This is a genomic window from Martelella alba (genome assembly GCF_005217455.1).
In the GTDB taxonomy this organism is placed as follows: Bacteria; Pseudomonadota; Gammaproteobacteria; order Enterobacterales; family Enterobacteriaceae; genus Acerihabitans.
Window position 1 is genome coordinate 92,115 of the sequence record NZ_SZPQ01000014.1, and the last position, 17,732, is coordinate 109,846.

The window sequence follows — 17,732 nt, forward strand, 5'->3', positions numbered from 1 at the left end:
GGCCGACGCCCTGAAAAACGAGCGCGCGCGGAGGTCAGGACAACGGCCAGTAATGGCCGAGCCAGTATAGAGCCGCCGCGCCGACGATACCGGCAATAATATCGTCAATCATGATGCCGATGCCGCCCTGCACATTGCGGTCAAACCACCTGATGGGCCAGGGTTTCCAGATATCCAGCAGGCGAAACAGCGCAAACCCCGCCAATACCCAGCGCCAGTTATTGGCCGGCAGGGCCATCAGAGTAATCCACATGCCGACGAATTCATCCCAGACGATGCAGCCGTGATCATGCACGCCCATGTCGCGGGCGGTCTGGCGGCAGGCATATACGCCAAGGCAAATGGCCAGCAGCACCACCAGCGAATACATTTGCCAGGGCAGCAGTATCAGCAGGCACCAGAAAGGAATAGCCGCCAGCGACCCCACCGTGCCCGGCATCCAGCGAAATAACCCGCTACCGAAACCGGTTGACAGCAAATGCCAGGGGTTACTGAGCCGGATGCGACTCATTGCCGGTGCCGCTTCACCGGTCATGCCGACCCGCCGTCATTGAAATGATCATAACCCCGCCAGTCAAGGTCGATGGGACGATTATTCTGCAATAGCTGCAACCCTTCGCTGCGCGGCATGATTTGCCCGATACAGGTGAAATCGGCGCCGGCATGCCCCAGCGCCACGTCAAGGGCGCCGCGGTTGATCTCCGGAACGGTGAAGCAAAGTTCGTAGTCTTCCCCGCCGCTAAGCGCCCAGCGCAAAATCTGTCCGGGCTCGGCCTGACGACGAAGCGCTTGGGAGAGCGGCAGATCATCAAGATGGATGCGCGCGCCGCATTGACTGCGTTCGAGAATATGCCGGAGATCGGAAATCAGGCCATCGGACAGATCGATGGCGGCACTGGCCAAATCGCGCAAAGCCTGCCCTTGCAGGATCCGTGGTTGCGGCCGCAGATGCCGCCCGATGAGATAGGCTTCGTCCGCGGCGGAATCAGAGGTTATTTTCCGCTGAAGCAACGCCAGACCGGCCGCGCTATCGCCCAGCGTACCGGTAACATAGATCCAGTCGCCGATTTTGGCGCCGGCGCGGGTAATGGCGCGACCGGCCGGAACCAGCCCGTGGATGGTCATCGTCAGGCTTAGCGGGCCGCGGGTCGTGTCACCGCCCACCAATTGCATGCCATAATAGTCCAGTTGCGCAAACAGGCTGTCGCTGAATGCGGCCAGCCAGTTTTCATCGGCGAACGGCAAGGTCAGCGCCAGGGAAAGCCAGGCCGGGTCCGCTCCCATGGCGGCCAGATCGCTTAAATTAACCGCCAGGGATTTGGAGGCGAGATCGCCCGGCGCAATGTCAGGCAAAAAATGCGTACCGGACACCAGGGTGTCGGAGCTGACCGCAAGCAGCCGTTTTTCGTCCACCGTCAGGAGCGCGCAATCATCCCCTATGCCAAGCACGACATCCCGGCGCACGCTTCTTACCCGGTCAAAATAACGGGTAATCAGATCAAATTCGCCTTTGGCCATAACCTATCCAGATATTGTTCGTTGCATGTCAGGCCCCGAGGCCCGCACCCGCCTTATTTACGTCCGGGACGGAGTTGGGGAGCCGCCTTGTCCAGCACGCCATTGATGAACTTATGGCTGTCTTCGGCGCCGAAGGTCTTCGCCAGTTCGATAGCTTCGTTGATGGCCACTTTGTAAGGCACATCCTGTCGTTTACTGAGCTCGAAAAGCGCCAACCGCAATATCGCCCTCTCGACATGGCCGAGTTCGTCCAACTGGCGGGAAAGGTAAGGGGCCATCAACTGGTCCAGTTCCGCCGCATGCGTCGCCGTACCGGTGTACAGCTCGCGAAAATAAGCGATATCCACATCCGTGACATCCTGTTCCGCCAGGAACTGGACCTCAATATCGGCAATATCGTTATGAGACAACTGCCATGAGTAAAGCGCCTGGACGGCACATTCACGCGCACGGCGACGAGCAGCAGGTTTCACTGAATTCCCCTTACTTACGCTTTGATGGCTTTGAGTACATTGATCATTTCCAGGGCGGTCATCGCGGCTTCGGCGCCTTTGTTGCCGGCCTTGGTGCCGGCCCGTTCAATGGCCTGCTCAATGCTTTCCGTGGTCAGCACCCCGAAGGCCACCGGCAGCTCGCTGGCGGCCGCCACCGCGGACAGGCCGGAGCTGCATTCGCCGGCGACGTATTCGAAATGGGCGGTACCGCCGCGGATAACCGTGCCCAGCGCCACTATCCCGTCGAACCGGCGGCTGTCGGCCAGCGCCCGAACCGCCAGCGGCAGCTCGTAGGCGCCGGGTACCCATACCACGGTGATATTGTCGTCTTTAACCTGGCCCACGCGTTTCAAGGCATCAATGGCGCCTTCCAGCAGGCTGTCGTTGATGAAATGGTTAAAGCGCGCGATAGCGATCGCGATGCGGGCATCCGGGGCGGCAACAACACCTTCGATAACGTTCATGGCTTTCCTTCGATTGGCAAATGGCGATAACGGCCCTACAAGGGGGCGGATTCTAACATAACTTTTGATTGGCTGCGCGCGCGGATTACTCCGAATACCGCGGTTTAAGCCGTAGCCGGATGTCCGGCCCGATCTGGCGAAGATCGGTCAGCGAGAAAGCCGGCGCCTGGGACAGTTTTTCCAGACCGGGCAATGCGCACAGCCCCCGCGCCCCCTCCCCCAGCAGCCTGGGCGCCAGATAAAGAATGATCTCATCCACCAGACCGGCTTCAAGCAAGGCGCCGGCCAGCGATGCCCCGGCTTCGACCCAAACGCTATTGATCTGGCGCCGGGCCAGTTGCATCATCAGCACCACCAAATCGACGCGCGCATTGTCCTGGTCGCCGGCGGGCAGCGTTAATTGCTCCACCGATGACGACCAGGCCTGCTCGTCGGCCTGCAAACGGGCGAGCCAGACGGGCCCCGCCTGTGAGAACAGGCGATGCGACGGCGTGACGCGGTTGTGGCTGTCGATGACGACCCTCACCGGCTGGCGCAACGCCTCTTCGGGATATTGCTCGCGAACCGCAGCCGGCAACGACGGCCAGCGGACCGTCAGTAAGGGGTCGTCGGCCAGGACCGTCGCGCTGGTGGTCAGGATAGCCGAGCTTTGAGCGCGTAAGGTCTGTACGTCCCGCCTGGCATGTTCGGACGTGATCCACTGGCTTTCCCCGGATGCCATGGCGGTACGGCCGTCCAGCGACGCGGCCAGTTTGAGCTGCAGGTAAGGGAAACCGGTGCGCATGCGTTTGAGAAAACCGGGATTGACCGCTTCGGCCTCATCCAACATCAATCCGTGCCGTACCTCGATGCCGGCCTGGCGCAGCCGCTGCAACCCGCGGCCGGCCACCAACGGATTGGGATCTTGGGTCGCCACCACCACCCGGGCCACGCCCGCGGCGATCAGGGCATCGGCGCAGGGCGGCGTGCGGCCCTGATGGCTGCACGGCTCCAAAGTGACATATACGGTGGCGCCCCGCGCCGCATCGCCGGCCATGCGCAGGGCATTGACTTCGGCATGGGGTTCGCCGGCGCGCCAATGAAAGCCTTCACCGACAACGCGGCCATCGCGAACAATGACGCAGCCGACATTCGGATTCGGCGTGGTGGTGAATCGACCGCGGCGGGCCAGTGAGAAGGCCCGGGCCAAATAAAATTCATCTTGTTGCATAACCTTGCCTCAATCCTGAAGACGGGCGATTTCCTCGCCGAACTCGCGCACATCTTCGAAACTGCGATAAACGGAGGCGAAACGGATGTAAGCCACTTTATCCAGCTTTTTCAACGCATCCATCACCAGATTTCCGATCATTTTACTGGGCACCTCGCGTTCGCCGGTCGCCCGCAGTTGTGATTTGATATGATTGATGGCCATTTCAACATCATCGGATTTGACGGGCCTTTTTTCCAGCGCCTTCAGGAAGCCGCCGCGCAGTTTGTCTTCATTGAAGGGTTCACGGACATTATTGCTTTTGATGACCCGCGGCAATACCAGTTCCGCCACTTCGAAAGTGGTAAACCGTTCGTTGCAAACCAGGCATTGCCGACGCCGCCGGACCTGGGAACCGTCGCCCACCAGACGGGAATCAATAACCTTGGTATCGACTGCAGAACAAAAAGGGCAATGCATAATGCTTCCTGGACAGCCATAAGGGTATGTCATTTTAGCGCGAACGGGCGAGACAACAAAGCGTATTGCCCCGCAAGCGCCGGGATCTGCGAGGCAACGCGCCTTTCACATCATGACTTTTGCCAGGTTACGGGCTAAGCTGTAATTTGTCGGTAAAATAAGGAAAGAGCCGTTATGCCAATCGGTTATCGTTTAGCGTTATGCATTGCCGCCGGGGGGTTGCTGGCCGGGTGTGCGCAACAACGCGGCCCTGGAGCGCCCGCGCTCAAGGCTGAAATGGGCCAGCTCAATAGGCAGGTGGATTCCCTCAATACCCAGGTCTCGGCGCTGATGCAGCAAAACAGCCTCAACGAAAAATCCACCAGCGGCGTGTATATCTATCCGGCTGCCCAGACGGCGGCCCAGGTGGATAGCCGGATCGGGCGACTGATGGTATCCCTCGACCGGGTGGATCCGGAAGCCAATGGCTCCAGGGCGCTGCTGCGCATCCGCACCGCTGACAACACGCCCCTGCGCGCCTTCCACGCCATGGTGGATTGGGGCCAGGTGGACCCCGCGACCGGCAGGCCGCTGACCGCCGATGCGCTCAGCCAGCCCATCGTCGTGCCCACCGCCCTGCTGCCCAAACCGGAAGCCACCCTTGAGCTGCGCCTGAGCGGGCTGGCTCCGGAACAGATTGGTTTTATCCGCGTGCATGACATTCTGCCGATTACCCCGACTTCGCCGGCGGCGGCGGACGCCACCCCGCCCTTGTCCCGGGAATAACGGATTGGGGCGCGGCGCTTGGTGCGACAGTTCGCCCCACGACAATGGGCGGCGCAGTTAGACCCATTCTGGTGTTGGAGCGGGCATGAAATAAAAAACCCCGCGCGCACGGGCGGGGTTTACGAAAGGCACGGCCACTGGCCGCCACGGCGCGACACCCCCCACGCATACGGACGGGGAGCGCAATCACCGTGTCATCAAGGCAACAACGAAGGCTGATCGGCGCCCTCTTTTTCGACCTTTTGCTGCAGCATATGTTCACGCTTCATGCCAAGCTTCAAGGCCAGCGCGGAGGCGACATAGATGGAAGACGCCGTACCGATGGTCACGCCGATGAGCATCGTCAGCGAGAAGCCGTGCAGAATGGGGCCGCCGAAAATAAACAGCATCAGCACCACCACCAAGGTGGTGGCGGAGGTCATTAACGTCCGGCTGAGGGTTTGGGTCAGCGACACATTAATGATTTCATAGGAGCTGCCGCGCCGGATTTTACGGAAATTTTCCCGGATACGGTCGGACACCACGATACTGTCGTTAAGCGAATACCCAATGACCGACATCAACGAGGCGATGATGGTCAGGTCGATTTCAATATGAAAGAGCGACAAAACCCCCATGGTGATCAGCACGTCATGGGCCAGGGCCAGTACCGCCCCCAGGGCCAGACGCCACTCGAACCGAAAGCCGACATAAACCAGAATACAGATAAGCGCCACCAGCAGCGCCATGCCGCCGGCCTGGGCCAGATCGCTGCCCACGGACGGCCCGACGAACTCTATGCGTTTGACGGACGCGTTCTGATCGAAGGACTGTTTGATGACCGATAGCACCTGGTTGCCCAATTCCTGGCCGGCGCCGTTTTGAACCGGCGGCATGCGGACCATGACATCCCGGCTACTGCCGAAATTCTGGATCACCGGCTCCTTGAAGCCGGCATGTTCCAGAGCATTGCGCATGGCGTCCAGATCGGCGGTTTTGCTGAGGTTCAACTCGATGACCGTACCGCCGGTAAAATCCAGGCCCCAGTTGAAGCCGCGGGTCACCATCAGCACTGCCGAAATAATAAGCAACGTTATGGATATACTGAACGCGACATAATCCCAGCGCATAAAGTCATACACTTTACGGCCGTAATTTAAATCCTCAACCTTATGTTGTTGTGCCACAACATACTCCTAGATAGACAGTTTGCTGATCCGCTTGCCGCCGTAAAGCAGGTTCACGATGGCGCGCGTGCCGACGATAGCCGTGAACATCGAGGTGGCCACCCCGATGGCGGTGGTGATGGCGAAGCCCTTGATGGAGCCGGTACCCACCGAATACAGGATTATCGCGGTAATAAGCGTGGTGATGTTGGCATCAACGATACTGGAAAACGCGCCTTTGTATCCCTCATGGATGGCCTGCTGCACGGTACGTCCATTGCGAAGTTCTTCCTTGATGCGTTCGTTGATAAGCACGTTGGCGTCCACCGCCACCGCCAGGGTCAGGACGATCCCGGCGATGCCCGGCATGGTCAGCGTTGCCCCCGGCAGCAAGGACATGATGCCCACGATCAGCACCAGGTTGGCGATAAGCGCCGTTGTGGCGATCATGCCGAACTTGCGATACCACACCACCATGAAAACGATGGACGCCACCAGGCCCCACAAGCAGGCTTCCAGCCCCTGGGTGATATTCTGCATGCCCAGCGTCGGGCCGATGGTCCGCTCCTCGACGATCTGAATCGGCGCGATCAAGGCCCCGGCGCGCAGCAGCAGGGAAAGTTGCCGGGCCTCGTTGGGGTTGTCGATGCCGGTAATGCGGAAGCTGTTGCCCAGTCGAGACTGGATTGTCGCGACATTGATAACTTCTTCCTGCTTGACCAGTATCGCCCGGCCCTTGGCGTCTTTCTTGCCGCTGTCCTTGTATTCCACAAACAGGGTCGCCATCGGTTTGCCGATATTGTCCTTGGTGAAATTGGACATGGCGTTGCCGCCGGTGCTATCCAGGGAAATGTTGACCTGGGGACGGTTGTATTCGTCGCTGCTGGAGGTGGAATCGGTGATGTGGTCGCCGGTCAGGATAACCCGCTTGTAAAGCACCACTGGCTGACCGTCCCGGGTATATTTCACTTCCGAATCGCCCGGAACCCGTCCGGCCGCGGCGGCGGCCCGATCCACGGTGGTGTTCACCAGGCGGAATTCAAGGGTGGCGGTGGCGCCGAGGATTTCCTTGGCGCGGGCCGTGTCCTGGATACCCGGCAGCTCGACCACGATACGATCGGCGCCCTGGCGCTGCACCAGCGGCTCGGCGACGCCCAGTTGGTTCACCCGGTTGCGCAGGATGGTGATATTCTGCTGTACTGCGTATTCCCGCGCTTCCCGCAGGCGGGCATCCGTCATGACGGCGCGCAGGGCATTATCGCCCACGCTGCTGATGACCAGATCACGATGGCGGGGACTCAGGTAGCTTATCGCCTGATCGCGGGTGGCGCCGTCGCGGAAAGTCACTTCCGCGCCGTAATTGTCGGACTTGCGCACTGTGGCATACGGAATGCCCTTATCCCGCAAATCGCCGCGCAGCGAGTCCATGGTCTGTTCCTGCAATTTGCCCAGGGCGGTGTCCATATCCACTTCCATCAGGAAGTGGACGCCGCCGCGCAGATCTAAACCCAGCTTCATCGGCTCGGCGCCCACGGCGGAAAGCCAGAACGGCGTGGCCGGCGCCAGGTTGAGCGCCACGACGTAATTCTCGCCAAGGGCGTTGAGCAACACTTCCCGTGCGTGCAACTGCACGTCCGGATTGGGAAAACGGGCCAGGATGGCGCCGTTTTCCAGGGTAATGGATTTACTGGTGATATGTTGTTCTTTTAGGATGTTTTGGATCTGGACCAGCGTCGCTTCACTGGCGGCGGCACCCCGCGCGCCGGTGATTTGCACGGCCGGATCCTCACCATAAAGGTTTGGAAGCGCATAGAGAAGCCCGACGAGCAATGCCAGGATAATCATGATGTACTTCCATAAAGGATAACGGTTCAACACGGCAGTTCCCTTGGGGAAAATCAGTTATTACAGCGCTTTCATCGTACCTTTCGGCAAGACAGCGGCCACGAAATCACGCTTTATAACCACTTCGTTGGTATCGTTCAACGCAATCGCAATATAGCCGGTATCCGCAATTTTGGTTACGCGCCCGACCAAGCCGCCGGTGGTCAGTACTTCATCGCCCTTGCCGATGGAGTCCATCAGCTTTTTGTGATCTTTGGTGCGTTTTTGCTGGGGCCGGAGGATCATGAAATAAAAAATCAGGCCGAACACCACCAGCATGATTACCAGGGAGATGGGACTTCCCTGGGACGGTCCGCCTGTTGCGGCTGCGGCGTCGGAAATGAAAAAGCTCATTTAAATTCCCTCATTGTAATTGAACTCAACGACTAAAGGCGGAACGGCTTTGCCGGCCCGTCCATAAAACTCTTCAACAAACCGCTCTAATTTACCTTCATCGATAGCCTGGCGTAAACCCGCCATCAGACGCTGATAATACCGCAGATTATGGATGGTGTTCAGGCGGGCACCGAGTATTTCGTTGCAACGGTCGAGATGATGCAAGTATGCACGGCTATAATTGCGACAGGTGTAGCAATCACAGTGCTCGTCGAGCGGCGACAAATCATTTCTGTTGGCGGCGTTGCGGATTTTCACCACGCCGCCGGTCACGAACAAATGGCCGTTGCGCGCATTGCGCGTCGGCATGACGCAGTCGAACATATCGATACCGCGGCGCACGCCTTCGACGAGATCCTCCGGTTTGCCCACGCCCATGAGGTAGCGGGGTTTATCCGCGGGGATCTGCGGCAAAACATGTTCGAGAATCCGGTGCATATCCGCTTTCGGCTCGCCCACGGCCAAGCCGCCCACAGCGTAACCATCAAAGCCAATCTCTACCAGTCTTTTTACCGAAACATCGCGTAAATCTTCGTAAACGCTCCCCTGGATGATGCCAAACAGGGCATTGGGGTTATGCAATTCGTCAAAACGGCGGCGGCTGCGCTCGGCCCAGCGCAACGACATTTCCATCGAGCGGCGGGCGAAATCGTATTCAGCCGGATACGGCGTGCATTCGTCAAAAATCATGACGATATCGGAACCCAAATCATACTGGATTTCCATGGATTTTTCCGGGCTGAGGAAGATGGCGTCGCCGTTGATGGGGTTGCGGAAATGCACGCCATCCTCGGTTATTTTGCGGATATCGCCGAGGCTGAACACCTGAAAACCGCCTGAATCGGTAAGAATGGGGCCGTGCCACTGCATGAAATCGTGCAGGTCGCCATGCTGACGCATGACTTCCTGACCGGGACGCAACCACAAATGGAACGTATTGCCCAGGATGATCTGCGCGCCGGTGGCGGCCACTTCCTCCGGCGTCATGCCCTTTACCGTGCCATAGGTACCCACCGGCATGAAGGCCGGCGTCTCCACGACACCGCGTTCGAACAGCAGGCGGCCGCGCCGCGCCGGACCGTCTGTTTTGATTAATTGGTACTTCACATATCCTCCGACATCAGAGAAACAGTCCGATGCTGATAACGCCGACTGCGCGCGCAGCGGCAATGAAACCGGCTGGCGGCGCGCCAGCCGGCAGGGTGTGGCTTTAGGGCCGGCCGACCTGGTCTTCGCCGGCCCGATCGTTGCGGGTAATGTACATGGCGTCGCCGTAACTGAAAAACCGGTATTCCCGCGCCACCGCTTCGCGGTAGGCCGCCATGGTGTGGCCGTAACCGGCAAAGGCCGATACCAGCATAATCAAGGTTGACTCCGGCAGGTGGAAATTGGTGATTAACGCATCGACAATCCGAAAGCGGTAACCGGGGAAAATAAAAATATCGGTGTCGCCGAAAAACGGCGAAATACCCTGATCCCCCGCGGCGCGGGCAGCGCTTTCCAGAGAACGCACCGATGTCGTTCCCACCGCCACCACCCGGTTGCCCCGCTGTTTACAGGCCAATACCGCGTCCACCACCGATTGGGGCACTTCGGCATATTCGGAATGCATCACGTGCTCTTCGACATTATCCACCCGTACCGGCTTAAATGTACCGGCCCCCACGTGCAAAGTGACAAAGGCCATCTCAATACCTTTATCGCGCAGCGCGTCCAGCAGGGGCTGGTCGAAATGCAATCCGGCAGTGGGCGCGGCGACCGCCCCCGGACGTTCGCCATAAACCGTCTGGTACAATTCCCGGTCCGCGGCGTCGTCCGGACGATCGATATAGGGAGGCAGGGGCATATGGCCGGCGGCGTTCAACAGGGTCAACACATCGCGCGGGTCATCGAAACCGAGCTCGAATAATTGGTCGTGACGGGCGAGCATCGTGGCCGACAAGCTCTCGTCGTCGCCCAACAGCAGTACGGCGCCGGGCTTCGGCGCTTTCGAGGCGCGAACGAGCGCCAATACCCGGTGATCATCAAGAATGCGATCCACCAGTACTTCGATTTTACCGCCGCTGGCTTTGCGGCCATATAGCCGGGCCGGGATCACCCGGGTATTGTTAAACACCAGCAGATCGCCGGCCGCCAACTGATCAAGCAGGTCGGTGAATACGCCGTGGGATAATGCCCCGGTAGGCCCGTCCAACCCGAGCAGGCGGCAGGCGCTACGCTGTGTTCGGGGATAGCGGGCAATCAGTTGTTCGGGCAAATCAAAGGAAAAATCGGCGACACGCATGGCAATTCACTTACGTAAAAAACAGGCGGCCTAGTCTAGGGCTATGCGGCACGACCTGCAAGAAATAAGCGGCTACGGCGAAGTTTTGTCTGATGTATACTCGTATCATGAACTTTCTTGCGCACCTGCATCTCGCCGCCACGGCCGGCAGTTCCCTGCTGGGCAACCTGATGGCCGATTATGTCCGCGGCAATCCCGACGGCCGCTATCCGCCCGCGGTGGCGGCCGGCATCCGTTTGCATCGACGCATCGACGGTCTGACTGATACGCATCCAGCGGTGAGAAACGCCAAGGCATTATTCGGCGCCGACGTTCGCCGGGTATCGCCCATCGCCCTGGACGTGGTCTGGGACCATTTTTTGGCCCGCCACTGGACGCGACTGGAGCCGGACATGTCTTTATCCCGCTTCGCCCGGATGGCCGAAGCGGCCATTACGCCGGCCCTGCCCGCCTCGCCGGAGCCGTTTCGCCATTTGAACCGTGCGCTATGGCGTGAGCGCTGGCTGGAGCGCTATGCCGAGCCGCTATTCCTGGAACAGGTTTTATGCCGGATGGCTGAGCGACGCCCAAGACTTTCCGCCCTGGGGCACATTTATCCGGAAATCGCGCGGCATTACCCGGCGCTGGAAAGCCGCTTTTGGGAACTCTACCCGGATATGCTGCGGCTGGCGCGCCACACCGCCGCCACCGGCCAATTGCCGGAGGTCTTTCTCTGATTGGCCCCGGCGATGTTTCGAAAAGGCCAGTAAGACGCTTTCTTGTTATTTTTGTAAAAAGGGTTAATTTGTAATATAAAAAAGAAATAGTAATCATATCAATAGGTGTGAACTATCTCATCGATTGGCGCCATGGGCTTTAATGCGCGGCGGGGTGAAACTATACTTGTCACGTTTTGATTAAACCCATTCTTCTAAACCTAACCGCATTTTACAGGAGTACACATGGTCCTGGTAACTCGTCAAGCACCCGACTTTACCGCTGCAGCGGTTCTGGGAAGTGGTGAAATCGTCAATGACTTTAACCTCAAAAGCTTTATCAAGGGCAAACCGGCGGTGGTGTTTTTCTGGCCGATGGACTTCACGTTCGTTTGTCCGTCCGAGCTTATCGCTTTCGATAAACGGTTTGAGGAATTCCAGCAGCGCGGCGTGGAAATCGTCGGCGTTTCCTTCGACTCCGAGTTTGTCCATAACGCCTGGCGTCAAACGCCGGTGGAAAAAGGCGGTATCGGCGAAGTTCGTTACCCGTTGGTGGCCGACGTCAAACATGAAATCATCCGGGCCTATGGTATCGAACATCCGGATGCCGGCGTTGCGTTGCGCGGCTCTTTCCTGATTGACAAAGAAGGCATTGTCCGCCACCAGGTGGTTAACGATTTGCCGCTGGGCCGCAATATCGACGAAATGATCCGCATGGTCGACGCGTTGCAGTTCCATGAAGAACATGGCGAAGTCTGCCCGGCGCAATGGGAAAAAGGTCGTGAAGGCATGGGCGCGTCCCCGGCCGGCGTCGCCAAATACCTGTCTGAGCACTTCAATAACCTGTAAGTAGGACCGGGGTTTTCGCCCTTGTCGCAATAAGACCCGCCGGCGTTGCCGTCGGGTTTTTTTTATCCGATGCGCCGTCTGATTCAGACCCTGGCAGGCAGGGCCATGTTAAACCCCTACCCCTTCAGGGCCAGTCAACTTGCCAATGCGTCCACTGGGATAGGCCCCGACAGGCCGGCGAGGGCGCTTGGTCAGCGGCTTTGCGCGGCGGCGGCGCGTCGCTGCGTCAAGGTATATCCCGCCAACAGCAACAGCACCCAAATCGCGCCGGCGTACAAGGACACCCGGGTGTCGGGGAAATAACCGATCAGGCCGATAATAAAAACCAGGAACACGATGCCCGCCAGCGAGGTCGCCGAGCCGCCCGGAAGGGGGAAGGCCAGGGCGCGCACCTGTTTTGCGCTCAGCGAGCGGCGAAACGCCACCTGCGAGCACAAAATCATGATCCACACCCAGACAGTGGCGAAGGTGGCCAACGAAGCGATAACCAGGAACAGTTTTTCCGGCATCAGGTAGTTGAGGTAAACGGCCACCAGCAGCGCCGCCACCATAACCAGTACGGTGACCCAGGGAATACCCTGGCGCGATACCCGGGCGAAAACCGCCGGCGCGTGTCCCTGTCCGGCCATGCCGTGCAGCATCCTGCCCACGCCGAACACGTCGCTGTTGATGGCCGAGAGCGAGGCGGTAATCACCACAAAATTCAAAATGCCGGCGGCGGTGGGGATGCCGAGTTTTTGGAAAGTCAGCACAAAGGGACTGCCGGCGGTGCCGACCTGGTTCCAGGGAAAAAGCGACATAATCACCGCCAGCGTCCCCACGTAAAAAACCAGTATGCGCCAGGGGACGGAATTGATGGCCCGGGGTATGGATTTCTCCGGCTCGCTGGCCTCGCCGGCGGTGATGCCGATGATTTCAATACCGCCATAAGCGAACATGACCAGTTGCAGCGACAAAATCATGCCCATCGCCCCGTGGCTGAAAAAACCGCCGTGGCTCCAGAGGTTATGTATGCCGGTCGGCCGGCCGCCGTTGCCGATGCCCCAGAAGATAATCCCCAGTCCGGCCAATATCATTGCCACGATGGTGGCGACCTTGAAAAAGGAAAACCAAAACTCCAGTTCGCCAAAGGCCTTGACGTGCAATAAATTGACGGCGCCGATGACCAATACCACGGCGAGCACCCAGATCCAATGCGGCACTGCCGGAAACCATACCCCCATATAAATGCCAAAGGCGGTCACATCGGCGATGGCGACGATCAGAATTTCGAAACAATAGGTCCAGCCGGTGATATAACCGGCCAGCGGGCCCAGATTATCCTGCGCATAGCGGGAGAAGGAACCGGCGCTGGGATTATGTACCGACATCTCCCCCAGGGCGCGCATGATGATATAAGCCACCACGCCGCCTATCAGGTAAGCCAGCAGTACGCTGGGGCCGGCCATTTGTATCGCGTCGGCGGAGCCGTAAAACAAGCCGGTGCCGATGGCCGATCCCAGGGCCATGAACCGGATATGGCGGGTACTGAGCCCGCGTTTCAATGTGGTGGGTGTCTGTTGCATAACCCTATTGCCCTGTGTTGAACAAAAAGCCACGGCGGCGGCGTCATGGCTAAAAACAACGGAAAATGCCGCAAGTCGCTTAATGCGCCGCGGCCTCATGCCGGGTGCCGTAGCGATCGTAAACCGCGGCGATAACCCCCATCAGCAATGTCGGCGGCAGCCAGGCCAGACCCTGCGTCGACCAGGGCAAATCGCCCATCCAGCCAGGCAAGGCGCCGGCGAACGCCGATGCGCGCAACGCGCCGATGCAGCCGAATATCAGACTGACCAGCATCGTCGGCGCGACAATCCGGGCGCTACGGTGCCACCAGTGTAACGTGAAGCTTAGGAGGATCAGCACGATGCAGGGAGGATAAATCGCCGTTAGCACCGGCATGGAGAACTGGATCAGATGGCTCAGGCCGAGATTGGACACCAGCATGGAAAACAGTCCCAGCGCAATAACCAGTTTTGCGTAGGAACAGCGTAGCCGCGCGCTGAAAAATTCGGCGCAGGCGCAGGTCAGCCCGACCGCGGTCACCATGCAGGCGATGGAAATCAACACCGCCAGAAAAACGCTGCCGCCGTTACCAAACCGGAATTGCACATAGGCATGCAAAAGTTCGGCGCCATTTTGCGCCGAAGGCGCCAGCACTCCGCTGCCGGAGCCCAGTTTGAACAGGGTGATATAAATCGCCGTCAGGCCGATACCGGCGATGAGGCCGGCATAGATGGTATAGCGGGTCAGCAGGGAGGGGCTATCCACGCCGCGGGAACGGGCGGCGTTGACGATGACGATCCCGAACACCATGGCCCCCAGGGTGTCCATGGTCAGATAGCCGTTCATAAACCCGGTGGAAAACGGCATCAGGGTATAAGCTTCGTTGGCGGGAATGGGCGCGCCCGCCGGCCAAAACAGGGCCGCGATGCCCAGGACCGCCAGGGCCGCCATTTTCAGGGGCGCCAGGATATGTCCGACGGTATCCAGCAGACGGCCCGGATACAGGGAAATGCCGACAACCAAAATGAAATAGACCAGGCTGTAATAAAACAGCGGCTTGGCGCCCGGCTCGGTAAAGGGTGCCATACCCACTTCGAAAGAGACCGTCGCGGTACGCGGAATGGCGAATAACGGCCCCACCACCAAATAGCAGACGACCGCCAGCAGCAGCCCCGCCTTACGGCCGATGGGCGAACTCAGCGTGTCGATGCCGCCGCCGACCCTGGCCAACGCCACCACGGTCAGCACCGGCAGCCCCACCGCCGTCACCAGAAAACCCGCCGCGGCCCACCACACATGAGGACCGGATTGTAGACCCACCATTGGCGGGAAAATGATATTGCCGGCGCCGACAAACAGCGCGAAAGTCATAAATCCCAATGCCAGAATATCTCTGGTCGTTAAACGCTGACTCATGAAACCCTATAATGCCTTTATAAATAAGAAAAAGTGATGGATATCATCACGCGGCCGCCAATCGCCGCGCCGGCGATCCGCACGTTATACGCCGCCTGGCCGCAGGCGACGGTCCAGACGATTGAGCATAGATGCATACGCGAGGGGGCGCCGGCCAGGACGGCGCACTTTAAACCGGTCGGACGATGTAATACAAGAGCGCGGGGTCAATACTGGGCATTTATCCGAAAAAAATCCAAAAACACAGTGGATAATGTCAAAAATACCACAAATCCGGCCATATCATAGCTTAATGCGTCGCAGGAATTCCATAAAATAGTCTTATGGAAGGCGTTGTTCACCCGGGGGCGGGTCCATCAGGACTCAATGGATGGCGAAGACAAAGCCCCGTCTTCCGCCACCGGGGCGGAAACTATCAACCGGTTCGGCAAGGTGAAGGAAAACCGGGTGCCCTCCCCCGGTGCGCTGATAATGTCCAGCCGGGCGTCATGATTGTTTAGCGCGTGCTTGACGATGGCCAGCCCCAGCCCGCTGCCGCCGGTCTGCCGGGAACGGGCTTTGTCCACGCGATAGAATCGTTCGGTCAGGCGGGGAATGTGTTCCGGCGCGATGCCGGGACCATTATCGCTTACCTGGAATTCAGCGCCGCCGACCGTGCGCTGCCAGCAGACTTCGATGCGGGTGCCGGGGGGCGTGTGAATTATCGCGTTATAAATCAGATTCGACATGGCGCTGCGCAGTTGTTCTTCGTTGCCGCGTACCCGGAGCTTTTCATTGATCCGAAAGACCATTTCATGACGCTCCTGGCTTAACCCGGCCGCGCTTTGCTGCAAACGTTTCAATATGGCGGGGATATCCACGTTCTCGCAGGTATCCCCTTGCGGCGCCGCCTCAATGCGCGAGAGCATCAGTAATTGCTTGACCAGGCGCTCCATGCGCCGCGTCTGGTCCTGCATGGTATGGATGGCCTTGGCGCGGAACGCGGCGTCCATATTCTCGTCGTCCATCATTTCCAGATAACCCTGTAGCACGGTCAGGGGTGTGCGCAGCTCATGGCTGGCATTGGCGAAAAAATTCCGCCGGGCCCCTTCCAGTTGACGCATTTGGGTCACATCGCGCGCCACCATCAAGAGCTGATCGTCCGTATAGGGCATCACCCGGAATTCCACATAACGCTGATTGCTCATATTCAGTGTCAGCGGACGTTGAAACCCTTGGCGCTGCATATAATCGTTGAATTCAGGATAACGGATCAAATTGAGGATATGCTGGCCGTTGTCTTCCGGCCAGCGGAAACCCAGCAATTGCTGCGCAAGCCCGTTACACCAGAAAATATGGCCGTCGCCGGTCAACATGACCAACGCGTCGGGCAAGGTCTCCGCGCCGCTGCGAAACCGTTTGAACAAGGTGACCAGGTCGCGCCGGCGACGGCGATGGCGCAACTGCATCTGGTGTAGTCCGTAGAACAACGGTTCCCAACTGCCGCGCCCCACGGGGGGCGTGCGGCTAAGATCGACCCAAAGCCACCACGACAACCGCAACTGATAATAGTAATTACGCAATAACGCCGCCAGCAACGACAATGCCAGCAGCCAGGGTAAATGGCCGATAATAAGCGATAGCGCCAAGGCGGGAAGGCAGAATAGCGCCAGTTCGAGCAGCAGTTTCTTCCAGGATAAACGTTCTAGCACAAGCCGTTCTCCTTTGTCGCCCATTCAGTATCGGGCCGAAAAACGATACCCCGTGCCTCGTACCGTCTGAACCATGCGATCGTGTCCGCCGGTTTCAAGCGCTTTGCGCAAGCGGCGGATATGCACGTCCACCGTGCGATCTTCAACATACACATTAGTGCCCCATACATGGTTAAGCAACTGCTCGCGACTATATACCCTTTCTGGGTGCGTCATGAAAAAATGTAACAGCTTGAATTCGGTCGGCCCCATATCCAATGCCAACTCATTAGACGTGACCCGGTGCGATGAGGGATCCAGGCTTAGCCCCTGCACTTCGATTTTATCTTCCACCGCCATGGGCGAAATCCGCCGCATAACCGCTTTAATCCGCGCCAGAAGCTCTTTAGGCGAGAAGGGCTTGGTAATATAGTCGTCCGCCCCCACTTCCAGACCACGCACCCGATCTTCCTCTTCGCCGCGCGCGGTCAGCATCATGACGGGAATGTCCCGGGTCAGTGCCTCGCGCTTCATCAATTTGATGAACTGAATCCCCGAACCGCCGGGCAGCATCCAGTCAAGCAAAACCAGATCCGGATACGGTTCCACCAGACGATTGACCGCGCCGCCGTAATCCTCCGCCTCGATAGGCTGGAAACCATTCTGTTCGAGAACAAAGCAGACCATTTCACGGATGGGCGCTTCATCTTCCACGACTAATATGCGTTTTGCCATAAATTCCCTGCCATTATACTCTGCGGTTATCGTGCCCGGGCATTATGCGTCACTTTTATGACAGATTTATTAATTAAGCATAGCCATTATAAGCATAGAAAATAGCGGGCTTTTTCTGCACGATTGTCGGAAATAGGCTCTTAATACGTCAAGTCGCATCCCGGCGGCATGTGAGCGGCAGATCCGTCGGGAACAAATGTGAA

General features: G+C 58.5%; 18 protein-coding genes. 3 read left to right on the forward strand and 15 right to left on the reverse strand.

Annotated elements, in window-relative coordinates; all coding sequences use genetic code 11:
- Positions 1-34: 34 nt before the first annotated feature.
- From pgpA to nrdR, 6 genes are all read right to left on the reverse strand, one after another.
- A complete protein-coding gene (pgpA, locus tag FCN80_RS10710; protein WP_136990151.1) occupies positions 35-535 on the reverse strand; it encodes a phosphatidylglycerophosphatase A in 501 nt (166 codons plus the stop codon).
- A complete protein-coding gene (thiL, locus tag FCN80_RS10715) occupies positions 532-1,518 on the reverse strand; it encodes a thiamine-phosphate kinase (RefSeq protein WP_136990152.1) in 987 nt (328 codons plus the stop codon). Before thiL ends, pgpA begins: the two co-directional genes overlap by 4 nt.
- 53 nt (positions 1,519-1,571) lie before the next feature.
- The gene (nusB, locus tag FCN80_RS10720) at positions 1,572-1,991 is read right to left on the reverse strand and encodes a transcription antitermination factor NusB (RefSeq protein ID WP_136990153.1); all 420 of its coding nucleotides are present in this window, start codon (positions 1,989-1,991) and stop codon (positions 1,572-1,574) included.
- Between the two features lie 14 nt (positions 1,992-2,005).
- A complete protein-coding gene (gene ribH / locus FCN80_RS10725) occupies positions 2,006-2,476 on the reverse strand; it encodes a 6,7-dimethyl-8-ribityllumazine synthase (protein WP_136990154.1) in 471 nt (156 codons plus the stop codon).
- Between the two features lie 85 nt (positions 2,477-2,561).
- A complete protein-coding gene (ribD, locus tag FCN80_RS10730) occupies positions 2,562-3,686 on the reverse strand; it encodes a bifunctional diaminohydroxyphosphoribosylaminopyrimidine deaminase/5-amino-6-(5-phosphoribosylamino)uracil reductase RibD (protein ID WP_136990155.1) in 1,125 nt (374 codons plus the stop codon).
- 9 nt (positions 3,687-3,695) lie between these two features.
- A complete protein-coding gene (gene nrdR, locus FCN80_RS10735) occupies positions 3,696-4,145 on the reverse strand; it encodes a transcriptional regulator NrdR (protein WP_136990156.1) in 450 nt (149 codons plus the stop codon).
- Between the two features lie 174 nt (positions 4,146-4,319).
- Here nrdR and FCN80_RS10740 point away from each other — a divergent pair, with 174 nt between their 5' ends.
- The gene (locus FCN80_RS10740; RefSeq protein ID WP_136990157.1) at positions 4,320-4,910 is read left to right on the forward strand and encodes a SadB/YajI family lipoprotein; all 591 of its coding nucleotides are present in this window, start codon (positions 4,320-4,322) and stop codon (positions 4,908-4,910) included.
- Between the two features lie 197 nt (positions 4,911-5,107).
- On the opposite strand, the gene secF is transcribed toward FCN80_RS10740, so the two are convergent.
- From secF to queA, 5 genes are all read right to left on the reverse strand, one after another.
- Positions 5,108-6,076 carry a protein translocase subunit SecF gene (gene secF / locus FCN80_RS10745; protein WP_136990158.1) on the reverse strand — a complete coding sequence of 323 codons (969 nt, stop codon included), beginning with the start codon at positions 6,074-6,076 and terminating at the stop codon, positions 5,108-5,110.
- A gap of 9 nt (positions 6,077-6,085) precedes the next feature.
- Positions 6,086-7,933 (reverse strand): protein translocase subunit SecD, encoded by a 1,848-nt coding sequence (secD, locus tag FCN80_RS10750; RefSeq protein ID WP_136990159.1) that lies wholly within the window; start codon positions 7,931-7,933, stop codon positions 6,086-6,088.
- Positions 7,934-7,960: 27 nt separating this feature from the next.
- Positions 7,961-8,293 (reverse strand): preprotein translocase subunit YajC, encoded by a 333-nt coding sequence (gene yajC / locus FCN80_RS10755; protein ID WP_136990160.1) that lies wholly within the window; start codon positions 8,291-8,293, stop codon positions 7,961-7,963.
- Entirely contained in the window at positions 8,294-9,442 is a 1,149-nt protein-coding gene (tgt, locus tag FCN80_RS10760) for a tRNA guanosine(34) transglycosylase Tgt (protein WP_136990161.1), read from the reverse strand.
- 103 nt (positions 9,443-9,545) lie between these two features.
- A complete protein-coding gene (gene queA / locus FCN80_RS10765; protein ID WP_136990162.1) occupies positions 9,546-10,619 on the reverse strand; it encodes a tRNA preQ1(34) S-adenosylmethionine ribosyltransferase-isomerase QueA in 1,074 nt (357 codons plus the stop codon).
- Positions 10,620-10,711: 92 nt separating this feature from the next.
- Between queA and FCN80_RS10770 the strand changes: the two genes are divergently transcribed.
- Together FCN80_RS10770 and FCN80_RS10775 are read left to right on the forward strand one after the other, a co-directional pair.
- Complete coding sequence (locus tag FCN80_RS10770) at positions 10,712-11,335, forward strand: acyl carrier protein phosphodiesterase (protein ID WP_230492607.1); 624 nt, start codon at positions 10,712-10,714, stop codon at positions 11,333-11,335.
- Between the two features lie 225 nt (positions 11,336-11,560).
- Positions 11,561-12,163 carry a peroxiredoxin C gene (locus FCN80_RS10775; protein ID WP_136990163.1) on the forward strand — a complete coding sequence of 201 codons (603 nt, stop codon included), beginning with the start codon at positions 11,561-11,563 and terminating at the stop codon, positions 12,161-12,163.
- A gap of 191 nt (positions 12,164-12,354) precedes the next feature.
- Here FCN80_RS10775 and proY read toward each other — a convergent pair whose 3' ends face one another.
- The 4 genes from proY to phoB all read right to left on the reverse strand — a co-directional run bounded on the left by proY (position 12,355) and on the right by phoB (position 17,529).
- On the reverse strand, positions 12,355-13,728 hold the full coding sequence (gene proY / locus FCN80_RS10780; RefSeq protein WP_136990164.1) for a proline-specific permease ProY: 1,374 nt from the start codon (positions 13,726-13,728) through the stop codon (positions 12,355-12,357).
- Between the two features lie 79 nt (positions 13,729-13,807).
- Positions 13,808-15,124, reverse strand: coding sequence for a branched-chain amino acid transport system II carrier protein (gene brnQ / locus FCN80_RS10785; RefSeq protein WP_136990165.1), 1,317 nt, complete (start codon positions 15,122-15,124; stop codon positions 13,808-13,810).
- Positions 15,125-15,480: 356 nt separating this feature from the next.
- On the reverse strand, positions 15,481-16,815 hold the full coding sequence (phoR, locus tag FCN80_RS10790; protein ID WP_136990166.1) for a phosphate regulon sensor histidine kinase PhoR: 1,335 nt from the start codon (positions 16,813-16,815) through the stop codon (positions 15,481-15,483).
- Between the two features lie 24 nt (positions 16,816-16,839).
- Positions 16,840-17,529: a phosphate response regulator transcription factor PhoB gene (gene phoB, locus FCN80_RS10795; RefSeq protein WP_136990167.1), complete on the reverse strand. Its 690-nt coding sequence runs from the start codon at positions 17,527-17,529 to the stop codon at positions 16,840-16,842.
- Between the last annotated feature and the right edge of the window lie 203 nt (positions 17,530-17,732).